This window comes from Allolucifera butyrica, assembly GCF_900476375.1.
Lineage (GTDB): Bacteria > Bacillota > Negativicutes > Sporomusales > UPPP01 > Lucifera > Lucifera butyrica.
In genome coordinates this window covers 167,030-184,996 of sequence record NZ_UPPP01000094.1, presented here as the reverse complement: position 1 = coordinate 184,996, position 17,967 = coordinate 167,030, and the positions used below count along the sequence as shown (strand labels likewise).

At 48.0% G+C, this 17,967-nt stretch carries 20 protein-coding genes and 1 other annotated feature; of the genes, 3 read left to right on the top strand and 17 right to left on the bottom strand.

The genetic code is table 11. The features are described from left to right. Both LUCIF_RS19815 and LUCIF_RS19810 read right to left on the bottom strand, forming a co-directional pair. The gene (locus LUCIF_RS19815; protein ID WP_122629586.1) at positions 1-1,428 is read right to left on the bottom strand and encodes a sodium:solute symporter family protein; all 1,428 of its coding nucleotides are present in this window, start codon (positions 1,426-1,428) and stop codon (positions 1-3) included. Positions 1,429-1,603: 175 nt separating this feature from the next. Next, a complete protein-coding gene (locus LUCIF_RS19810) occupies positions 1,604-2,845 on the bottom strand; it encodes an MFS transporter (protein ID WP_165866081.1) in 1,242 nt (413 codons plus the stop codon). Between the two features lie 69 nt (positions 2,846-2,914). On the opposite strand from LUCIF_RS19810, the gene LUCIF_RS19805 reads away from it, so the two are divergent. Next, complete coding sequence (locus LUCIF_RS19805; protein ID WP_122629584.1) at positions 2,915-4,537, top strand: SGNH/GDSL hydrolase family protein; 1,623 nt, start codon at positions 2,915-2,917, stop codon at positions 4,535-4,537. A gap of 5 nt (positions 4,538-4,542) precedes the next feature. On the opposite strand, the gene LUCIF_RS19800 is transcribed toward LUCIF_RS19805, so the two are convergent. From LUCIF_RS19800 to LUCIF_RS19740, 13 genes are all read right to left on the bottom strand, one after another. Further along, positions 4,543-5,415 (bottom strand): prephenate dehydrogenase, encoded by an 873-nt coding sequence (locus LUCIF_RS19800; protein WP_122629583.1) that lies wholly within the window; start codon positions 5,413-5,415, stop codon positions 4,543-4,545. Further along, complete coding sequence (gene aroF, locus LUCIF_RS19795; RefSeq protein ID WP_122629582.1) at positions 5,415-6,428, bottom strand: 3-deoxy-7-phosphoheptulonate synthase; 1,014 nt, start codon at positions 6,426-6,428, stop codon at positions 5,415-5,417. Before aroF ends, LUCIF_RS19800 begins: the two co-directional genes overlap by 1 nt. Before the next feature lie 50 nt (positions 6,429-6,478). Continuing rightward, positions 6,479-6,738: a binding site (T-box leader), on the bottom strand. Between the two features lie 94 nt (positions 6,739-6,832). After that, complete coding sequence (locus LUCIF_RS19790; RefSeq protein ID WP_122629581.1) at positions 6,833-7,054, bottom strand: MoaD/ThiS family protein; 222 nt, start codon at positions 7,052-7,054, stop codon at positions 6,833-6,835. 298 nt (positions 7,055-7,352) lie between these two features. Continuing rightward, positions 7,353-7,805, bottom strand: coding sequence for an N-acetyltransferase (locus LUCIF_RS19785; protein ID WP_122629580.1), 453 nt, complete (start codon positions 7,803-7,805; stop codon positions 7,353-7,355). A gap of 61 nt (positions 7,806-7,866) precedes the next feature. Beyond that, complete coding sequence (nth, locus tag LUCIF_RS19780) at positions 7,867-8,505, bottom strand: endonuclease III (RefSeq protein WP_122629579.1); 639 nt, start codon at positions 8,503-8,505, stop codon at positions 7,867-7,869. Positions 8,506-8,527: 22 nt separating this feature from the next. Further along, the gene (locus tag LUCIF_RS19775) at positions 8,528-9,112 is read right to left on the bottom strand and encodes a nucleotidyltransferase family protein (protein WP_122629578.1); all 585 of its coding nucleotides are present in this window, start codon (positions 9,110-9,112) and stop codon (positions 8,528-8,530) included. Next, positions 9,109-10,143: a molybdopterin-binding protein gene (locus LUCIF_RS19770; protein WP_122629577.1), complete on the bottom strand. Its 1,035-nt coding sequence runs from the start codon at positions 10,141-10,143 to the stop codon at positions 9,109-9,111. The genes LUCIF_RS19775 and LUCIF_RS19770 overlap by 4 nt, the downstream gene beginning before the upstream one ends. A gap of 34 nt (positions 10,144-10,177) precedes the next feature. Then, positions 10,178-11,536, bottom strand: coding sequence for a PFL family protein (locus LUCIF_RS19765; protein WP_122629644.1), 1,359 nt, complete (start codon positions 11,534-11,536; stop codon positions 10,178-10,180). A 73-nt stretch (positions 11,537-11,609) separates the two neighbouring features. Continuing rightward, positions 11,610-11,879: an ACT domain-containing protein gene (locus tag LUCIF_RS19760; RefSeq protein WP_122629576.1), complete on the bottom strand. Its 270-nt coding sequence runs from the start codon at positions 11,877-11,879 to the stop codon at positions 11,610-11,612. 108 nt (positions 11,880-11,987) lie between these two features. Then, positions 11,988-12,818, bottom strand: a complete 831-nt coding sequence (gene yqeC, locus LUCIF_RS19755; protein ID WP_122629575.1) for a selenium cofactor biosynthesis protein YqeC — start codon at positions 12,816-12,818, stop codon at positions 11,988-11,990. Positions 12,819-12,900: 82 nt separating this feature from the next. Further along, complete coding sequence (locus LUCIF_RS19750; RefSeq protein WP_122629574.1) at positions 12,901-13,215, bottom strand: XdhC family protein; 315 nt, start codon at positions 13,213-13,215, stop codon at positions 12,901-12,903. Next, the gene (locus LUCIF_RS19745; protein WP_165866080.1) at positions 13,215-13,994 is read right to left on the bottom strand and encodes an XdhC family protein; all 780 of its coding nucleotides are present in this window, start codon (positions 13,992-13,994) and stop codon (positions 13,215-13,217) included. Before LUCIF_RS19745 ends, LUCIF_RS19750 begins: the two co-directional genes overlap by 1 nt. A gap of 178 nt (positions 13,995-14,172) precedes the next feature. Further along, entirely contained in the window at positions 14,173-15,081 is a 909-nt protein-coding gene (locus LUCIF_RS19740; RefSeq protein WP_122629572.1) for an NAD(P)/FAD-dependent oxidoreductase, read from the bottom strand. Between the two features lie 229 nt (positions 15,082-15,310). Here LUCIF_RS19740 and LUCIF_RS19735 point away from each other — a divergent pair, with 229 nt between their 5' ends. Continuing rightward, on the top strand, positions 15,311-15,529 hold the full coding sequence (locus LUCIF_RS19735; RefSeq protein WP_122629571.1) for a DUF896 domain-containing protein: 219 nt from the start codon (positions 15,311-15,313) through the stop codon (positions 15,527-15,529). A gap of 152 nt (positions 15,530-15,681) precedes the next feature. Here LUCIF_RS19735 and LUCIF_RS19730 read toward each other — a convergent pair whose 3' ends face one another. Further along, the gene (locus LUCIF_RS19730) at positions 15,682-16,065 is read right to left on the bottom strand and encodes a DUF1540 domain-containing protein (protein WP_122629570.1); all 384 of its coding nucleotides are present in this window, start codon (positions 16,063-16,065) and stop codon (positions 15,682-15,684) included. 72 nt (positions 16,066-16,137) lie between these two features. Further along, complete coding sequence (locus LUCIF_RS19725) at positions 16,138-16,362, bottom strand: hypothetical protein (protein WP_122629569.1); 225 nt, start codon at positions 16,360-16,362, stop codon at positions 16,138-16,140. Positions 16,363-16,549: 187 nt separating this feature from the next. Here LUCIF_RS19725 and LUCIF_RS19720 point away from each other — a divergent pair, with 187 nt between their 5' ends. Further along, positions 16,550-17,938, top strand: a complete 1,389-nt coding sequence (locus LUCIF_RS19720; protein WP_122629568.1) for a [Fe-Fe] hydrogenase large subunit C-terminal domain-containing protein — start codon at positions 16,550-16,552, stop codon at positions 17,936-17,938. The last annotated feature ends 29 nt before the right edge of the window (positions 17,939-17,967 follow it).

Genomic DNA, 17,967 nt, shown 5'->3' with positions numbered 1-17,967 from the left:
CTATTTATTCCGGAAGTTTGTAGCCGGATACACATACATCATAAATACCATGAGTCCTAACGTCCATAAAATACCGGTGGATTGGGCATTTAAAATCCAAATTCCCTTGCCATGATTGCCAAATTGCAGTCCTACCGTTACTAATACACCAGTGACAGCGCACAAAAAAGCGGCGGCTATAGACGGGCGGCGGGAAAATAAACCAAACAGCAGCGGTGCCGTCAGCGACACCGACATCAGCGAATAAAAAATGGAAAGGGCTGTAATAATATTTGGCAGTAAAACCGCCAGCGCAACACCGGCCAGTCCGGCAATCACAGTGACAATACGGCTCATTTTCAATAATTGTGTATCCGAAATGTCCGGATTAATAAACGATTTATAAAGGTCCTTGGTAAAGGACGACGTAATCATATACAGCACGGCATCGGCAGCACTCACTTCGGCGGAAAAGATAGCAGCCAAAGCAATGGCTGAAGCCCAAAACGGCATAAAATCCTTCATAACCGTTGGCAAGGCCAGTTCCCTGTCCGCCAGATGAGGAAAAACCGCAAAAGCAGCCATACCCAGTATAACCGGTACGATAGCAAATAATAGTTGTACTCCCGCATTCAGGGCCGTTGCTATCCTCACGGTCCGTTCATTTTCCGCTCCGTATATCTTGCCGATTAATCCCGGCGAAATAAAGAAAGAAGGCGTCAGCATCAGGAAATATCCCAGGATCATACTGACTCCCATGCCGTCAAAGTGAAAATATTGCCCGGTCAGAACTGCGTCGGACAGGTTTTTAGCAACCGCTGCCTGCAGCCCTCCCCAACCGCCCACATAGGCTAATACAAGCGGTATGGCGATAAGAAAACCGAAGAATTTCACAACAATTTGAATGATATTTACATAAGCCGCCGATAGCAGCCCTCCGGCGGCAAAATACAATACCGCGACAATGGCGCCAATTAAAATACCAACCTCTTTTGTCGTACCGGCGACTGCCGTCAATATCCAGGCAATGCCCATGAGTTGTCCCGCAAAAATAGACAGCGTTCCCACCGCCATCATAAACGAAATTAGCCCCCGGAAACTCCGGTTATAACGGTGCTCCAAATAATCTCCCAGTGTATACAAATTCCGTTTTTTCGCTTCCCGCCATATCGCCGGCCCAACCACAAAGGCCAGAATCAGAGAACCCAGCGCAGAAGAAGCGATCCACCACCAGGCGGAAAGACCGAATTTATATCCCAGTCCGGCGACGCCCACCGTCGACCCGGCGCCAATATTCGGCGCAATCAGCGTTGCAAACAGTAATGCCGTGCCGAGCTTTCTGCCTGCAACAAAAAAGTCAGAAGCTCCCTTTACATATCTTCCAATCATCAGGCCGGCTGCAATAAGAACCACTGCGTAAAGTAAAATCACTGCTAAATAACCGTTCACTTATTCTTTTGCTCCCTTCATTTTCCCCTCAGGAATAACATGGTCGCTGAAATTGATTCTGCCTCGGCGGCAAAAATCCTGCTCAACGCCCCATTGTTTCCCACATTTCGTATCCTGGACTTAGTATAATAATAGAAACCGGTCAGTTGGCTAAATTTCAACTAACCGGTTTCTTTCATCCTGACAAACCATCTGTTATTGCTTTTCCGGTTGGGTGGGCAGCGAGGCAACCGTCCATTTTCGGTTTCAACCAAAAGCGGTACAGTATCGTATAAACCAGAGTATACATTCCGGCTGCTGTGAAAACAGCCGGATAACCCCAGGTACCGGCTACAAACCCCATACCGATGGCTCCCACTGCCAGTCCGCTATCTACAGCCATGGCGAAAAAACCAAAGGCCGTACCGCGGTTAGCCGGTTGCGTACAAGTCGTTATAATAGTCGCTAACGTGGGATAAGCCAGTCCATAACCGATGCCAACCCCCGCACCGCACAAAACGCCAATCCACCGGCCGGAAATTTGGCCGGTAAGGACCATTGTGCCGCCAAACAAAATCATAATATACATAGCTAATCGCTCCGGTGTCAGCCAGCAGCAAAGTTTTCCGACCCACATACGGGAGAAAATAACGGCAATCGAATAAGCAATGTAAAATAAACTAAACTGATTCATACCTTGAGACAGCATTAGCAAGGGAAAAAAGGTCATTACACTACCGAAGCAAAGGTTTACAGCCGCTAAACTGAATGTCGGCACATATACGCCCGGATGAGTTATTACCTTTTTCAACGGTAACGACTGGCTTTTTACCGCTTTAATTTTTAAATGCGGCTTTTTCGGGAATAGTAACAACGACAACAACGTCGCCACCGCACCAACGAGAATAACCGCCCCGATACCGCCATACTCATACAGTCCGTAAGCGCTGCTGGCCGCAATGCCTACCCCGATCATCGTCGACAGGGTTAAGACAGACAATACTTCCGTCGCATACTCTTTCTCATACATCAGGGAAGCCATCGTCATCGAGGCGGCGGCAAAACCGGTTATTCCCGCGCCATGAACCAGCCGCGATAACGTCGCGGTTATAAACGAACCGCTGACATAATAGGCTGCGATGCCAATCGTTGAAATAATAATGCCGATGGAAATTACGGGAGTACTGCCATACCGGTCCGTAGCTTTGCCGGCAAATACCCGGCAGGCGATGGCTCCTACAGAATAGGCGCCTACGGCCAGACCAACCTCATTATCGTCCATACCCAGATGGTGATAATAGAGCGGTAAAACGGGTAAAAAAACATTTACGCTCAGCCAGAAAAATAAATTTGCCAGTAACAAACTAATAAATTGTCTGCTATAAATACTGCCGCCGTTCAAATCGTCATCTCCCTGAAAAGACCCCTTGAAAAACAATAGAGGAATTTTGGCGTTGAATCGCCAATTTCTTTTATAATACCACTGGATATAAGCAGGTGCATATCATTGAAACGTTCGATTTTGGCTGTTTTTATGCTAACCATGGTTCTTTGGGCTGTAGAAAATACGAATATTGCCGGATTGGAACAATTTAAACCGGATTTGACGGCAACGGTCTTTGCCAATGAATATATACTACATTGGTCAAAACTGCCCTATCCGGCTTATTATGAGGTGGAAGTCCTCCGCAGTCCGCCGGCAAGCGACCATTCGCCAGTTCCGGCGCAGCAAAGAATTACCAGTTATCATACTTGGCAGAATCAGCTTGTTATCAACCGAAATTTTCCCTTTCATACATACTGGCGGGTGTCGGCGCAAGGTCTTTTCCTACGGCCGCTGGGGCTGTATTCCGACCCCATTAAGTTATCAGAAATCGCCGGCGGCAGCTCCGGTGAAGAACTTTCTCCCATAAAACCCTTGCCAACTTCCGTCTTTATTCACGGCAAACCGGTTCCGGACAAGCCGGTGTTAACTTGGACCTCCGTTCCCGGCGCGGTTTACTATGAAATTGAATTTTTAAGTTCCCTGCCGGAAAACCCGAATGATATCAATCCGTCCCGTTATCAGATCGCTTCCTCGCGGGAAGTTTTCACTAACGGTTATAATGCCGACCTGTCCTGGTACGCCGGCAATAAGGTCTATTGGCGGGTACGCGCCCTTGATTATGACGGCAATCCCATCGGCGTCTATTCGGATGCCTCCCCTGTTTATATCGACCATACGCTTCCCCAGACTCTTAAACCGGTTATTACTACCGTATTCAATCAACATGGCACAGCAACCCCCCTGTATCCGGTTTATTCCTGGATTCCCGTTACGGGGGCCGTCTCTTATGAAGTGGAAGTTATGGATCAGCCGCCGGAGAATCCAAACGGAACCGAACCGTCCCGGCATCGCATCTGGAGTAAAGAAAATGTCACCGGCTTTGATTGTTATGATGAAGAACCCCGTCTTACATCCGGTATCTACTACTGGCGGGTTAGAGGCTTTGATGCGCAGGGGAATGCTGTCGGCATTTTTTCCGACGCCGGCCGGTTTGTCGTCGATCTTAATAAAGGAAATTATGCTGCCACGCTGGGTGACAGCATTACCCATGGCGGCGGCGCCATATCGTATTCACCGGCCAACTGGGAATACGACTATCAGACGTATTTGGCCTTTCCGGCGGTAAATCTGGGCCGCAGCGGCGATACCGCCGAAGATATGGCTAAACGGTTTGACCGGGACGTACTGCCTTTCAAGCCAAGATTCCTCTTGATTTTAGGCGGGACCAACAGCCTGCGGGGCGGCGTTCCGGCCGGGGAAGTCATCGACGAACTGACATTAATTCGTGACAAAGCGTTCCAGCATGGCATACGGCCAATTTTTCTGACTCTGCCGCCCATTAATCCCGCTGCAATTGCGAAAGCATTCAATGAAGAAACAGCGCCGGACTGGCGGGAAGAATTTGACACCGTCAATGCATTTATCCGCAGACAGCGATACTACATTGACCTCGACCCTTATTTTTGTGATGCCGCCCGTGAACTGCCGGACCGCTATGCCATTGATGGTCTTCATCTGGATATAGAAGGGAAAAAATTGATGGCCCAAATTATTAATGCCAATTGGACCCGGGTTACTCAATAACCCCATTATAATTGAGCTTTCTTTAGCAATTCATCCCGCCGTTGTTTAGCCAGGCAAAAGTAGTTATGGAGGGCCGGCCGTTTTTGTTGGCGTATATCCTCGATAACCTGATTTACGATAAGCTGCATTTTTTCGAGGCCGTCAATAATAGCCGCTCCATTGGTGAGACAAATATCGGCCCACATGTCAGCATTGGAAGACGCAATCCGGGTAGTATCCTGAAATCCGCCGCCGGCCAGTTTACTTATCGTATCCGGTTCCGGGTAGCAATGTAAAAGGTTTACCAGCGCCGCCGCCGCAACATGTGGTACATGACTAATGACAGCGGCGCAATGATCATGTTCGTCGGCGTTCATCAAGTAAATAATAGCGCCGGTCTTTTGAATAAGCTGTCTCACCCGTTCCAATGCCCGAATGGATGTATTTTGTTCCCGGATTAAAATATAGCCTTTATTGCGGAACAGGTTTTTATCAGCGGCAGTAATGCCGCTTTTTTCACGCCCTGCCATGGGGTGCCCACCGATATATTCAATATAAGCCGGAAGCATTGCGACAATTTGTTCATTTAATCGCTTTTTGGTACTGCCTACATCCGTAAGAATCGTACCGGCCTTTAAAAACGGTGCCATTTTTTTCACCAACCCGGTCATCTGCAGGACGGGCGTACACAAAAAAACAACATCCGCAGCGGCGATTTTCTCATCAAGCAATGACAGAGCCGCGTCAATCGCTCCTGTCGATAAGGCTGTCGCCAGTGCCGCTTGATCATTGTCCACTCCCGTAACCCGCACCTCTTCCCCCCATGCTTCTTTCAACGCCAATCCCAAGGAACCGCCGATCATGCCGATACCTACGATTACAATCTGAAGTGAGCTCATTATAAGCTCCTTCCTATTGCCCGGGCAACCGTATCAATTTCTTGCATCATGGCGCTGAAGTTTTCCGGCGTTAATGACTGCGGTCCGTCGGATAAAGCCTTCGCCGGATTGGGATGAACTTCCACCATCAGCCCGTCGGCGTCAGCCGCCACTGCGGCTCTTGCCATGGGACGAACCAGCTTCCAAACTCCGGTTCCATGGCTTGGATCCACTATGACCGGTAAATGGCTAACCTGCTTAAGCGCAGCAACAGCACTTAAATCCAACGTATTACGGGTATAATTTTCAAAGGTGCGGATTCCCCGTTCACAGAAAATGACATTGTAATTTCCTTCGCTCATGATATATTCCGCTGCATTTAGCCATTCTTTCAGAGTAGCCGCCATCCCCCGCTTCAACAAAACAGGCTTATCCGTTTTCCCGACAGCTTTTAAGAGCTGAAAGTTTTGCATATTGCGCGCCCCGATTTGCAAAACGTCCGCATAAGAACTAACAACGGACACAGTCTGTACATCAACGACTTCCGTAACAATTTTAAGCCCGGTCTGTTCCCTGGCCTCCGCTAATAACTCCAGACCTTTCTCTTCCAACCCCTGAAACGCGTAGGGCGAGGTGCGCGGCTTATAAGCCCCTCCCCGTAAAAACTGAGCTCCGGCATTTTTCACAATAAAAGCCGATTCCAATAGCTGCTCCCGGCTCTCTACTGCGCAGGGACCTGCCATCACGACCAACTGTCGGCCGCCAATTAATATTCCATCTACGTCGATAATGGTATCTTCCGGTTTGAATTCCCGGCTAACCAGCTTATAGCTTTCCGTAACCGAAATCGCCTTTTCAACTCCGGCCATGGCTTCCACCGGCAGCTCGGCAATTAATTTTTTTTCCCCAATTACACCAATAATGGTACGAAAGCTGCCTTCCGATAAGTGCGCCTTAAGTCCGACCTCCGTAATTCTGGCAACAACTCCTTCAATCTCTGTCTGACTAGCCTGCTTATTCATGACAATAATCATTTTTAACTTCCTCCCTGTATTATTTGAAAATGCAAAAATCCCGTCCCCAAATCAGGGACGGGATCAATTACCCGCGGTACCACCCTGCTTGCTATTGCAAGCCATCTTTCTTCCGGTACAGGACAGAGTTTTTTCCCCTCTCCGATACCCTAGCCTATGATAACGGTGGCATTCCGGCCCGGTCTACTCGGTTTAAGCTTTCGACCTGCTGCTCACGGGTGTATTTCAATCGGCACATTTACCGGGTTACACCATGCCCCGGCTCTCTGAAAAACGCTACCGGCTTACTTCTCCCGTTCATTGCAATTTCTTATTGCTATATTATTCTTAATATATCAGAACTGTAGAATGTTGTCAATCTTTTTTCAATAAGCCTTCCTAATTCCCGCATTATTTAGTGTCATTTATGGAAACAAACTAATATGATCTCCATCTTCCAATACCTGTTGTAAATCGCTGGTTGAACCATTTACAACAATTGTCTTAATTTCCGTATAATTGATTTCCAACTCGTTTAATAATTCTTCTACCACAATCCCGTCAGGCACATCCACCGCCAACATCCCCGTAGAACTGGTTGGCGCATATCTTCTAAGATCCGAATACAAGTGCACTTCTAAAACCATCCATCATCACCCTCTTCTCCCTACTTAGGCAATTCCAAGAACCGGCAGGTGCGAAAACAAATAAACAAATTCGTTTTTCCTATTATATTCCCCCAAAAAATGTAAATCTATTCATCGATCAATGCAAAATTCCATCCGTTGGCATTTCTATTCCGGGTGTATATAGTAGTTTAGCCACGGCAAGAATAGTACATAGTATTCTGTAAAGTTCCAAATAATTCCTGCCTGATGAAAAAGAAAAACGATTACTGCAAAAAAGAGAGTCTAAAAAAACAACTTTTAGACTCTCTTTTTTACTCTATAATTCTTTCACCATGGCAATTTCGTCACAATTAGGAAACTTAGCACAATTGATACACTCTTTCCAAACCTTGGGAGACAATTGTTCTTTAGGGATTTCATGAAAACCTAATTTTTTAAAGAATCCCGGCTGATACGTCAGCGCAAACACCGTTTTGGCCCCCAGCTCTTTCGCTTCCTTTAGCAAAGTTTCCACAATCCGTCGCCCTACACCTTGCTGCGTTGCCTCCGGCGCCACTGCCAGCGCCCTGATTTCAACCAACTCATCCCAAACCAGATGCAAAGCGGCGACACCGGCAATCTCACCGTCATTTTCCGCAACTACCATATCGCGCAGGGTCTCATACAGTATATTTCGTGAGCGCCCCAGCATTAAACCCTGTTCAGCGTATGTATTAACCAATTTATGAATGGATTCAACATCCTGAAATATTGCTTTGCGATAAATCATATCATCCCTCCTAGTTTGTATAATTATAACAAATATTATATATATATACAACCAGGAATGTTTATGACTCTTTACTGGGACATAATGGCTGTAATGGGCAAATGGAACACGCCGGATTTTGAGCCCGGCATACCTTCCGGCCATGCCAAATCAGCCAATGATGCGCGTCCCCCCAGTTCTCCCGGGGAATTACTTTCATCAGGCCCTCCTCCACTTCCCGTGGCGTATCCCCCGGAGCCAAATGAAGACGGTTGGCTACCCGGAATACGTGAGTATCCACCGCAATGGCCGGAACCCGGAACAACTGGCTTAAAAGCACATTGGCCGTCTTACGGCCCACCCCTGGCAACCGGATTAACGCGTCAAACGTATCCGGGATTTGTCCATTTTCTCCGTATTCCCGGCAAAGAATCTCACAAGTTGCCAAAATATTTTTTGCCTTACTGCGGAATAACCCGCAATCCCGTATCAATTCTTCCAACCGTTCCCGTCCCAGGCTCAAAAGCTTGGCCGGTGTATTATATTCAGGAAACAAACGGGCCGTAATCAGATTTACCCGGATATCGGTACACTGAGCCGACAGTATAACCGCAATTAATAATTCAAAAGGAGCATTATAATTAAGCGCGGTTGTCGTATCCCGGTAAGTTTCCTGCAAAATAGAAAGCATTTGCTGTTTAACCGCCTTTGTGATACGCATAATTCCTCCATCGAACCCAAAATTAGAGATGTAAAATCTCCTGATAATCCTCCTCCGTATCAATATCGCGAAATACGTTTTTATCCTCCCATTCGACTTGCCATACACTCTCCGGGTGCTGCAAAATAATTTTTCTGGCGCCCTCATCCCCCGTCAGAGAAAGCAGTTCCCGGCGCCAATGGGGAAGGTCAAACAAGACGGGGGTTCCTCGTTTCCCCTGATAAACCGGCACAACGATCGTTTCCGGACGCGTTCGATAGTTTACTAGTAAATGATTCAAAAATTCAACAGTCACCAACGGCTGGTCGGCCAGCAGGAATAAAACCCCCGCGGCCGCAGAAGATACGGCCTGGATGCCCGCCACTACACTGCCGGCCTGCCCTTTAGTCCAAGCCGGATTGTAGATAATTTTTACCGGCAAATCCCTTACCGTTGCCATAACTTCCCGGCTATAGCATCCGGTTACAATTACGCATTCATCCACCGCCGACAGGCAGGCTGTCTCGGCCACATGGCGTATTACCGGTTTTCCCGCCAATGGGAGCAACTGTTTGGGAGCCCCCATACGGGAAGCTTGTCCGGCAGCTAAAATTACAGCGGCAATCACGATGATTTTCCAAAGGAACAGCAAGGATACGAACAACGGTCACAGGACCGGCAGAATCCGCCGTAACCCATGTTCGCAATGTCTGCTTTATTTAAACGTTCCCCTGCTAGTAACCGGGGCAAAACAAGGTCAAGCACCGTTATTTTCGAATACATGCCACAGGCAGGCATTCCCAAAACGGCTGTATCCCCGAAATAAGCAAGCATAAACATCGCCCCGGGAAGCACCGGTGCGCCGTAACTGATGACCTGAGCGCCCGAAGCCCGGATTGCGTCGGGTGTGACATCGTCCGGATCGACGGACATGCCACCGGCAGTAATGATAAGATCTGCCCCTTGCTGCTTATATGTTTCGATCGCCGCTGCAATTCTGGCGCAATCGTCGGGCAAATAGACCGTCCCCATAAGCGTGGCACCATACTTTGCCAGTTTCTCGGCAAACACAGCGGCATATCGATCCTGAATTCTGCCGAAGTATACTTCATTGCCGGTAATGACGGTTCCCACTTTCAGCTTTTGCAGCGGCTTTATATAAATAATACTGCCGGAACAGGCGGCCGCAATCTGCTCAACGGCGCATACGGCACTTTCCGCTACTACCAGCGGCACCACTTTCACTCCGGCCAGGCTGTCTCCTGTTTGTACAACCATGTTTTCATGAATGGTGGATAACACCATATGCTCAATCCTGTTAATTTCCATTACGGCATTACGCCGGATTTTTAATAAACCGCTTCTGGCGGCGCGGATGATAATTTTGCCTTCTACCGGCACCGTAAGCTCGACATTCTCTCCCGCGACAGCACGGGCAATCCGGGCGACGGCTTCATTCTCATGCAGTTGTCCTGCCGCTATTTCGAGGAGATAGATATGTTCTTTGCCAATATCCTTCAGATGCGGAATATCTTCAGCCCGGATGATATGACCTTTCTGAAACAGTGGTCCTTTATATTCTCCCGGAACAATTTTCGTCATATCATGGGCCAGAACCATTCCCACCGCGTCTTCCACTCTCACTTTTTTCAGGGCCACTTTATTTTCCTCCCCGGAAACGAAAAGTTATTCCCTAATTCGTCAGACTCCGTACAGGAGCCGGAATGCGTCCGCCGCGGGCGATAAAGCGGTCCGATTTAAAGGAACTAACCGGCAGGATAGGACTGTAACCTAATAGGCCGCCAAACTCCACCTTTTCCCCTACCGTCTTGCCGGGTACAGGAATGATTCGCACGGCTGTCGTTTTGTTGTTAATCATGCCAATAGCCGCTTCATCGGCAATAATGGCCGACAGGGTAGCCGCCGAAGTATCACCGGGAACCGCAATCATATCCAGTCCCACGGAGCATACACAAGTCATTGCTTCCAGCTTCTCCAGACTCAGGCTCCCCCGCTCTACGGCGGCAATCATACCGGCATCCTCGCTCACCGGAATAAAGGCACCGCTCAATCCTCCCACATAGGAGGAAGCCATAAGCCCTCCTTTTTTTACGGCATCATTCAATAATGCTAACGCTGCCGTAGTACCGGGAGCACCGCAGCTTTCCAGGCCCATCTCCTCTAAGATATGAGCAACACTGTCCCCGACCGCCGGAGTAGGAGCTAAAGATAAATCGATAATTCCAAAGGGAACACCAAGCCGCCGGGAAGCCTCCTGAGCTACCAGTTGTCCTACCCTGGTAATTTTAAAAGCAGTCTTCTTGATAGTTTCCGCCACGGTACCAAAATCCATTCCCCTGACTTCTTCTAAAGCCCGTTTAACCACCCCGGGGCCGCTTACTCCCACGTTAATCGCCATCTCCGGTTCGCCCACACCATGAAAAGCGCCCGCCATAAAAGGATTATCTTCCGGTACGTTTGCAAAAATCACTAACTTCGCACAGCCCAAGGCATCTTGCTCTTTGGTTAATTCTGCCGTTTTCTTGATCACTTCTCCCATTTCCCGGACACAGTCCATATTAATGCCCGCTTTGGTAGAAGCCAGATTCACGGAGGAACATACCCGTTCGGTTTGGGCCAGCGCTTCCGGTATAGACTGAATCAATATTTGGTCGCCATGAGTATAGCCTTTTTCCACTAACGCGGAGAAACCGCCAATAAAATTTACGCCGACCGTTTTGGCGGCTCTGTCTAAAGCCTGGGCGACTGCTACAAAATTATCGGTATGGCAGCTTTCCGCCGCGATGGCAATCGGGGTTACGGATATTCTTTTATTAATGATGGGAACGCCGTATTCCGTCTCGATATCTTCCCCGGTTCGCACCAAATTTTCCGCCGCGCGGGTAATTTTTTCATAGATATTGGCACAAAACTGATTTACATCCGGATGAGCACAATTGCGCAGACTGATTCCCATCGTAATCGTACGCACGTCCAATTTATTTTCTTCAATCATACGATTGGTTTCTGAAATATCGCGTATGGTTAGCATCCCAATCTCCTCTTTTCCTCTGATTTTACCGCTGAAAAACTGCATTCATTCCGGAGAAAACTGCCCCCAGGCGCTAAATCCGGTGCATAATTTGAAAAATGCCCTCATGCTGGACTTTAATATCCAAACTGATGGCTTCTCCCTTTTCCCGCAGTATTTGCTGCAAATCTTTCAAACTGATTGTCGCTTGGGTCATATCGGCAATCATAACCATATTAAAAAACCCTTCCAAAATATTCTGATTAATATTCAAGATATTCACATTATAACTCGCCAATATGTTACTCACCATCGCAATAATACCTACCCGGTCTTGTCCCACAATTGTTACCACAATTTTCATCGTAAACCCTCCATATCATTTAAAATAGCATAAAACGGCGTAACCAAGTTTGACATTATTATATTGAACTCTATTATACACATTTCACCGAAAAAACCAAGTACCCTGTTAACGTTCAAGATATAAATTGTCGATATATTCCAGATGCCGATTCCGGATACTGCCCAGTAGAATTCCCTCCGGCCTGATACCCGGCAGTGAAAAGGAAGCGAAAAATTTTCCGGCGATCCGCCACGCTGCTTCCCTTTGCTCCGGAGATTCCACTTTATTGAGAAATGGAATTACTTTCGCCCTTTGGGGACAATTATGCAAATATCCTTCCGAATGAGTCAGAATCCGGACAATCCTTTTTTCCGTAACCGGATCCCCTATGGACATACCCGTCAGAAAGGAAAACCGTTCGGCCCGATGTACATTATGTTCATTCAGCGGTTTACCGATGATATCCATACCGATTACCGGAATAACCCAGTCCGACCGCGACGGAATTACCGGTTCATAAGAAGCATGGGCTTTCAGTGACTTTCCGGCCGCCCCGTCCCCTTCTACAATACAAACAAGATTTTCCGACTGCTCCAGTATTGTGTCAATCCATCGAGGATCAATGCCGGTAATCTTCCGGGAATCGTGCGGATCAAATCCCCCAGCCAGCGTAATGACCGTATTTTTATTCTCCGTTTCTGCCAAGACGCGAAAACAGTCTGTCCGGTTCTTTACGAAGTATGTTGGCCGCTCCGGGGCGGCGGAATAATATAATTTAGTTGTCGTAATGGTAACAGGACGCCGTCCCATGGCCCGGGATGCGTACGCCAGATAGTACATTAAGCTGGTCTTGCCGCCGCCGCCAATCAGGGTAATCATATAGGAACGGCTTGAAACCATGTTAAAAGCCTGATGAAGAATATGAATTTCCGGTCCGGATTCAGCGGCAACGGTCATGTCTTTTTACCTCCTTCATTCCCGCATTTCGCACCCTCCCAAAAGAATTATTGCCGAATGACAGAGGACGCGAAAAATGGGATTATTGGATGATCTGAATGAAAACTTCCATAATGCCGCCGCATACCATACCATCCTGGGCAGCAGCCTCATTGACCATACGGACTGTATACAGAAATGACCGGCCCGTGTCCAGGCCCGTCAAGGCCTGCTGCCGCACCTCCGCTTCACCGCAGCCGCCGCCAATGGTCCCCTGAATACGGCCGTCGGGATAAACCAGCATTTGGCAGCCCGCTTTGCGCGGTGTCGAGCCGCGGGTTGAGATTATGCTGACCAGCGCCGCCTTTTCATCATTCTTTTGCACTTCACAAAGGAAAGGAAGCAGTTGGGATTCCATTATTCTTTCACCTCCCCGGAAGACTGAACCCGTTTCCCGGGTAACGTGCTTAAGGGCATACAAGAAGCGCCCCGCAGAACCGATAATACCTCGGCTACGACACTGACTGCGATTTCAGCCGGCGTTTGACTGCCAATATCGAGGCCGATCGGCGCTTTTAACCGGTTAAACAAGGCCGGTTCCGTTCCTTCTTCTGTCAGCAAATCCAGAATGGAGCGAATCCGCCGCCGGCTGCCAATCATTCCCCAGTAAAAAGGGGTTGTACCGATGGTTGCTTTTAAGCACTCTAAATCATAGCGATGACCACGGGTAACAATAAATACAGCTGTCTGTTCATCAATTTTTATCTGTTCAAAAGAGGATGTAAAGGGAGCGCAAATCACTTGTCCGGCCATCGGAAAGCGGGCTGTATTGGCAAATTCCGGCCGGTCGTCAACAACTGTGATTTCGAAATCAATCATCGACAACAGTTGTGCCAGAAACAGACTAATGTGGCCCCCGCCAAGTATTACCGCATTCATTTTACTTTTTAGCCGGTCCCAAAAAATGCGATAGCCGCCCTGAAATTCCAATACGACCGGACCGTTCCAACTGGTATTCCGGCAAGTTTCCAATACGGTTTGCGTCAGGGCTGCATCGGCCAAACAGCCCTCTGTCCTTCCGTCGGGGTAAAGCAGCAGCATTTGCCCTATCTGTTCCTGTTGACCGGCAATAAGGGTTAAAACGGATACCGTTAATCCCTGTTCGGCGGCGCTGCGCAACTGATCAAACTGCGTCAAAACTGTTTCCTCCCTAACAATCAAATTAGCTTGTCCCATTTTCAATTTCTCGCATTTATAATATCACAGATTAAGCAGAAATAACGTCAAAATATACGGGTGGCCCGGTGCTAAAACGTCCATACCGGCTCTCGGGGAGAGCCGGTATACATCATCTTCCCCTGATTTCTTCCGCCGATTACGGTTTGTAAAGCAAATATTCGTACGCTACCAAAGCGGCCTTAGCTCCCTCTCCCGCCGCAATGACAATTTGCTTGTCCGGACCATCGGTTACATCCCCGGCAGCAAATAAACCGGGGACATTCGTTCTGGTGCGGCAGTCGGCAATAATTTCCCCATGTTTATTTAAATTCACCAAATTTGCTACATATTCCGAATTCGGTATAAGTCCAACTTCCACAAAAACGCCCTGCACTGCCAATTCGTTTATTTCCCGGCTGCTTTCGTGCCGCAGGATAAATTTTTCAACGCTGTCGCTGCCATGAATAGCCTGGGAAGTGTAGCCAAATAAGGATTCAATATTGCCGGCCTGCTTGATTTTATCAACAACAACCGGATCGGCGTGATATTCATGGCGAACAATTAAATATACCTTTTGCGCTACCGAACTTAATTCAACGGCCGCCTGTAAAGCCGAGTTCCCGCTGCCAACAACCGCTACGGTTTTACCGTCATATAACGGACCGTCACAGGTTGCACAATAACTGACTCCCCGGCCGGTAAACTCTTTTTCGCCGGGCACATCCAGACGCCGGGGACGTTTGCCGGAGGCAACAATTACAGTCTGGCTTTGAAACTCGCCTTCGTCACTTAGTATCCGGAAAGTTCCATCCCCATTCAACATCAACCCGGTTACTTCACTGTATTGGATTTTTATGGAAAAGCGCCGGACCTGTTCCTCAAATTTGGCCATTAATTCCGGCCCGGTAATAAATTGATATCCCATATAGTTTTCAATTTCGGCGGTCCACATGGGTTGACCCCCGAATTCCTTCGTTAAAAGCAAGGTATCTATTTTTTTTCTGGCGGCATAAACCGCAGCTGTCATTCCTGCCGGCCCGCCGCCGATAATTACAAGTTCATGCATATCCGCTCATCCTTTCTTTTAGAGTCAGTCAATCTTTCCGCGCAGCTCTTGTACTTGCATATTGACTTGTAATTTGATAGTATTTTTTTCATGGGATAGGAAAGTATAACTTTTCGGGCTGTTTCTAAATATAATGTGCTTTTCTTCTAAATATCGAACAGTAAAATACTTTCCTTCCATTTCAAAGACCCTTTAGGTCTTTCTTATATAGGAAGCTTAGGAGGATACTATGAGTACACCAATTACCCCTGAACTGATAAACCGGATTAACGAATTGGCCCGCAAGCAGAAAACCGCTGGGTTATCGGCAGAAGAGCAAGACGAACAGGCACGATTGCGGCGAATTTATATTGACAACATTAAAGAACAGGTCAGAGCCCAATTAGACGCTGTTAGAAAAGACCCTCATCCTGACCACTGCGATTGCGGCTGTCACCATCAGCATTAACCCAGCTGAAAGGAGATCTTTGCTTATTATTCCTCAAATATTTACTGCATTCCTTTCTGTTTGGGTTCCATTCCTTTAACCTATTATATTCCTGAAAGATTATCCCCGTTACAGCAAAGACCGGAAGCTAATGCTTCCGGTCTTTGCCTGCTTTATTCTGCTTCAAATGTATTGCAATTAGTATCCGGCGTTTTGGCCGCATTTGGTCCGGCAATATGAATCTCCCTTGCATTGCAATAATTGCCTTGATCCCAATATTTACAGTAATTCACATAGCATTCCACCGCCGGTGTAATTTGCTTGCCATCCATAAAAGCCGCTTTTAAGGTACCGCTAATATTGGCGTTATGCAGCCCCCCCACCATATCGCCAATGCCGCTGTTAAGGTGGAACGATTTGCATTGTGTATCGGACCTGGCAGTGGATTCGCCGGCAATTTCATCGTTGTAAACGCCGATCTTGGCCGCCATGCATTGATCACCCGGCATATAATGGGTACATTGATCCACCGTACACTTGACTGTCGGATTGGACATACTGAGGTTCACCTCCACTATTATTGATACCTTAATTATCTCTTACTTGCCCCGTATTTATCCACGAATATTCTATTTAACAATCATTGTCCAGGCTTTTCGTTTATCGTAATGGCAATAAGAACAATAAAGCAAGTGAATACAAAAACAGCGGTTCCGCTCCACTGCCTCCGTATACGGTGCATACGGGCCGGCATAATTGCGCAATGCGCCACCATCGGTCATCTTTTGACCACAACCGGGACATATCTCGCCTACTTGTTCCAGTCCGTTGCAGAGTGGACAAATCATCTCCATGCGAAATCCTCCTTATTTCTAGCATGCACCGACGAATAAAAAACATACCGCCATGGTGTCGAAACGGCAGGATAAAAACCGCTTCGATTGCCAGAATAATAAAAAATGCTAATTACAACAGGAAAAGCGCTAAATATGGCAAATATAGTCATACATTGAATTTAATTTTTGACAAGGTGGTATTCTTATGACCGATCAGCAAAAATCGCTTAATATCCGGCCGCGTATCCTTTATCAGGTTGCCAAAGCGGCGTGGGAAGGAAATTTATTTGAACGCCGCGAGGAAATATGCCGCTTAGTCCATCAGGAATTTCAGGATCGCACCACGCGCCGTCAAATTGCCAATCAGATCCGGCTTGCGATGGGATTACCCCCCCATGATTCCGATACCGTGATTCAGGAACATGATGAAGAAGCGTTGATGGGACTGGAAGACGGCTCCGTCATCACCATTGACCCTTCGGCCTGCGCCTTGTGTCCGCCGGAAGACCGGGCCTGCGAGAAGGCCTGTCTTTCCGGCGCAATTTATCACGACGAGTCCGGCCGGACCAAGATTGATCCTGCCAAGTGTCTTGGCGACGGGCACTGTGTCCAGGTATGTTCCTTCGGCGCATTGGCTGACAAATCTCAGTTCGTTCCCTTAATCCAATTGCTGCGCCAAAAAGAGCAGCCTGTATACGCTTCGGTCGCACCGGCTTTCGCCGGGCAGTTTGGTCCCGGTGTAACGGCCGGTAAATTCCGTTCGGCACTCTTGAAGCTGGGCTTCACTGATATGTTGGAAACCGCCTTGTATGCAGACCTAGTCACCATGAAAGAAGCTTTTGAATTCGATGATCACGTTAAAACGGCGGACGACTTCATGATTACCAGTTGCTGTTGCCCGGTGTGGATCAAATTAATTGAAAATAAATTTCCCGAACTAATATCTCATATTTCACCTTCCGTATCACCGATGGTAGCTTCCGGCAGAGTGATTAAAACCCTGGAGCCGGAGGCAAAAGTCGTTTTTATTGGTCCCTGTGTAGCTAAGAAAACCGAGGCTCTGCTGCCGGAACTGGCGGGAGCAATTGATTTTGTACTGACTTTTCAGGAGTTGAAAGCGATCCTGGAAGCAGCTGGAGTTCGGCCGGAGGAAGAACCCGACGCGGAAAATGCTGTTGCTTCCTGGGGTGGCAGGGTCTATGCCCGTACCGGTGGGGTCAGTGCCGCCGTCGGTACCACCCTTGCCAAACTGGTTCCCCGGCGCGCCCAAAGCTTTACGCCGATTCAAGCCGATGGAATTCCCGACTGCCAGAAGGTGCTGGATCAAATCAAGAATGGTCATTTAGAGGCCAATTTTATAGAAGGAATGGCCTGCAAAGGAGGTTGCGTCGGGGGACCGGGGCGTCTTCTAACGCCGGAAGCGGGTACGCAAAATGTCAATCAGTATGGGGATTTGGCTCCTGCTCATACACCGGTGGAAAATCCCCAGGTCTACTCCATTTTAACCCGTCTCGGACATAACAACGAAGTACCAGCCCTAACCGGGGAAAGTCCGATGGCTGTACTGCTGGCACGAAAATTAAAACAACCGTAAACAAAATGAAATTTAAAAACAAAATATTG

Excerpts from the sequence above, each read along its gene's own strand:
- LUCIF_RS19800 (WP_122629583.1), bottom strand. The coding sequence starts at position 5,415 with ATGAGCTCACTTCAGATTGTAATCGTAGGTATCGGCATGATCGGCGGT.
- LUCIF_RS19760 (WP_122629576.1), bottom strand. The coding sequence starts at position 11,879 with ATGAAAATTGTGGTAACAATTGTGGGACAAGACCGGGTAGGTATTATT.
- aroF (WP_122629582.1), bottom strand. The coding sequence starts at position 6,428 with ATGATTATTGTCATGAATAAGCAGGCTAGTCAGACAGAGATTGAAGGA.
- LUCIF_RS19750 (WP_122629574.1), bottom strand. The coding sequence starts at position 13,215 with ATGGAATCCCAACTGCTTCCTTTCCTTTGTGAAGTGCAAAAGAATGAT.
- LUCIF_RS19725 (WP_122629569.1), bottom strand. The coding sequence starts at position 16,362 with ATGGAGATGATTTGTCCACTCTGCAACGGACTGGAACAAGTAGGCGAG.
- LUCIF_RS19720 (WP_122629568.1), top strand. The coding sequence starts at position 16,550 with ATGACCGATCAGCAAAAATCGCTTAATATCCGGCCGCGTATCCTTTAT.
- LUCIF_RS19785 (WP_122629580.1), bottom strand. The coding sequence starts at position 7,805 with ATGATTTATCGCAAAGCAATATTTCAGGATGTTGAATCCATTCATAAA.
- LUCIF_RS19730 (WP_122629570.1), bottom strand. The coding sequence starts at position 16,065 with ATGTCCAATCCGACAGTCAAGTGTACGGTGGATCAATGTACCCATTAT.
- LUCIF_RS19765 (WP_122629644.1), bottom strand. The coding sequence starts at position 11,536 with ATGCTAACCATACGCGATATTTCAGAAACCAATCGTATGATTGAAGAA.
- nth (WP_122629579.1), bottom strand. The coding sequence starts at position 8,505 with ATGCGTATCACAAAGGCGGTTAAACAGCAAATGCTTTCTATTTTGCAG.
- LUCIF_RS19740 (WP_122629572.1), bottom strand. The coding sequence starts at position 15,081 with ATGCATGAACTTGTAATTATCGGCGGCGGGCCGGCAGGAATGACAGCT.
- yqeC (WP_122629575.1), bottom strand. The coding sequence starts at position 12,818 with ATGACCGTTGCCGCTGAATCCGGACCGGAAATTCATATTCTTCATCAG.
- LUCIF_RS19735 (WP_122629571.1), top strand. The coding sequence starts at position 15,311 with ATGAGTACACCAATTACCCCTGAACTGATAAACCGGATTAACGAATTG.
- LUCIF_RS19790 (WP_122629581.1), bottom strand. The coding sequence starts at position 7,054 with ATGGTTTTAGAAGTGCACTTGTATTCGGATCTTAGAAGATATGCGCCA.